The organism is Streptomyces sp. LS1784 (assembly GCF_020103755.1).
Taxonomy (GTDB): domain Bacteria; phylum Actinomycetota; class Actinomycetes; order Streptomycetales; family Streptomycetaceae; genus Kitasatospora.
In genome coordinates this window covers 1-2,217 of sequence record NZ_JAHSQD010000894.1, presented here as the reverse complement: position 1 = coordinate 2,217, position 2,217 = coordinate 1, and the positions used below count along the sequence as shown (strand labels likewise).

The 2,217-nt window shown below is 75.3% G+C and carries 3 protein-coding genes; all 3 read left to right on the top strand.

Features of this window, described 5'->3' with window-relative positions:
* A partial coding sequence (locus tag KS423_RS43930; RefSeq protein ID WP_224285285.1) for a ferric reductase-like transmembrane domain-containing protein occupies positions 1–1,226 on the top strand: 1,226 nt, incomplete at its 5' end.
* Positions 1,227–1,264: 38 nt separating this feature from the next.
* Positions 1,265–1,771 carry an FMN-binding protein gene (locus KS423_RS43925; RefSeq protein ID WP_224285284.1) on the top strand — a complete coding sequence of 169 codons (507 nt, stop codon included), beginning with the start codon at positions 1,265–1,267 and terminating at the stop codon, positions 1,769–1,771.
* Between the two features lie 7 nt (positions 1,772–1,778).
* A partial coding sequence (locus KS423_RS43920; protein ID WP_224285283.1) for an FAD:protein FMN transferase occupies positions 1,779–2,217 on the top strand: 439 nt, incomplete at its 3' end.

The following is a 2,217-nucleotide window of genomic DNA, read 5'->3' as shown; positions in this document are numbered from 1 at the left end:
GGTGGAAGGGCACGCCGGCGGTGGTCGGCGCGGCCGGCTGGCTGAGCGGCGCCGGCCGGATCACCGGACTGCTGGCCGGCTACGCCGCTCCGGTGCTGCTCCTGCTGATGGCCCGGCTGCCGCCGGTGGAGCGTGGGGTGGGCGCGGACCGGCTGGCCCGCTGGCACGCCTTCGGCGGGCGCTGGATGGTGGCCATGGTCTCGGTGCACGTGCTGACGATCGTCTGGGGCTACGCGCTGACCGACGACCGCGGTCTGGTCGGCGAGGGCGTGGAGGTCGTGTTCCACTACCCCGAGATGATCAAGGCCACCCTGGGCACCCTGCTGCTGCTCGGCACCGGCGCGGTCTCCGCCCGGATCGCGCGCCGCCGCCTCGCCTACGAGACCTGGTACTACCTGCACCTGGCGACCTACCTCGCGGTGGCGCTGGCCTTCTCCCACCAGCCGGCCACCGGCGCCGACCTGGGCGGCGGCCCCGGCCAGGCCGCCTGGTACGCCCTCTACTTCGGCACGGCGGCGCTGCTGGGCTGGTTCCGGCTGCTGCGGCCGTGGCTGCTCGACCGGCGGCACCGTCTGGAGGTCGCCGAGGTGCGGCCGGAGGGCCCCGGCGTGGTGTCGCTCTTCCTCAGCGGGCGGCGGCTGGACGAACTCGGCGCCGAGCCGGGCCAGTTCTTCCGGCTCCAGTTCCAGGCGCCCGGGCTGCGCTGGGCCGCCAACCCGTACTCGCTGTCCGCGCCGCCGCACCCGCACTTCCTGCGCTTCACGGTCAAGGACCTCGGCGGGCACAGCGCCGCGGTGGCCGCCCTGCGCCCGGGGACCCGGGTGCGCGCCGAGGGCCCGTACGGGGCGTTCACCGGGCGGCGGCTGCGGCAGCGCCGGGTGCTGCTGCTCGGCGCCGGGGTGGGGATCACCCCGCTGCGCGCCCTGTTCGAGACCCTGCCGGGCGAGCTGACGCTGGTCCAGCGGGCCCGCCGACCGCAGGACGTGCTGTTCCGGGCGGAGCTGACCGCGATCGCCCGGCGGCGCGGCGCGGCAGTGCACGAGCTGCTCGGCTCGCGCGAAGAGGTCGGCGACCTCGGGGCCGCGCTGGCCCGGCTGGTCCCGGACCTCGCCCGGCACGAGGTCTACCTGTGCGGCCCGGAGGCGATGGCCGAGGAGGCCGTCCGCGCGCTGCGGGCGGCAGGGGTGCGGCCGGGGCACATCCACCACGAGAGCTTTTCCTTCTGAGCCCTTCCGATTCCACGTCCCCGAGGAGCGTCGATCCCATGCGCCGAGCCGTCGTCACCAGCGCCGCCACCGCGGCCGGGGTGGTGCTGCTGCTGTCCCTCAAACCGCACCAGGCGACCGGACCGGCTCCGGTGATCGGCTCGGGGTCGGACACCGGATCCGGCCCCGCCGCCGGTCCCGGTTCCGGTTCCGGTTCCGGTTCCGGAACCGACGTCTCCGGAACGTCGAACACCCCCGCGCCCTCCGCCTCCGCCCCCGCCCCGGGCGCCACCCGGAAGGTCAGCGGCAACACCGTCAACACCCGCTACGGTCCGGTGCAGGTGCAGGTCACCCTCGCGGGCAACCGGATCACCGCCGTCGACGTGGTCAAGTACCCGAACTCCGAACGGCGCGACCGCGAGATCAACAGCTCCGCGCTGCCGGTCCTCAACCAGGAGGCAATAGCCTCGCAGAGCGCCCGGATCGACATGGTCAGCGGCGCGACGTACACCAGCGACGGCTACGTCCGCTCCCTGCAGAGCGCCCTCGACCGGGCCAAGGGCTGAGGTGCCCGTGCTGCGCCACGCCGAGCCCGTGATGGGCACCGTCTTCTCCATCGCCGTGCGCGACCCCGGCCCCGGCACCCCGGCCGTGCTGGAGCGGATCACCGAGCGGCTGCACCGGATCGACGCGGTGTTCTCGACCTACCGGCCGGACAGCGACATCAGCCGCCTCGACCGGGGCGAACTCGCCCCGGACGACTGCGATCCGGAGGTCCTCGCCGTCCTGGCCGCCTGCCGCGAGGTGGCCGCCGAGACCGACGGGTACTTCACCGAGCGGCCAGGCGGCCGCCTCGACCCCAGCGGCTGGGTCAAGGGCTGGGCGGTCGAGCAGGCGGCCGCCCTGCTGCGTTCCTCCGGAGCCCGGCAGTACTGCGTCAGCGGCGGCGGGGACGTGCAGACCGCCGGCGGGCCGTGGCGGATCGGCGTCGCCGACCCCCGGCAGCCGGGGC

Coding starts and splice junctions, on each gene's coding strand:
- KS423_RS43925 (WP_224285284.1), top strand. CDS start 1,265: ATGCGCCGAGCCGTCGTCACCAGCGCCGCCACCGCGGCCGGGGTGGTG.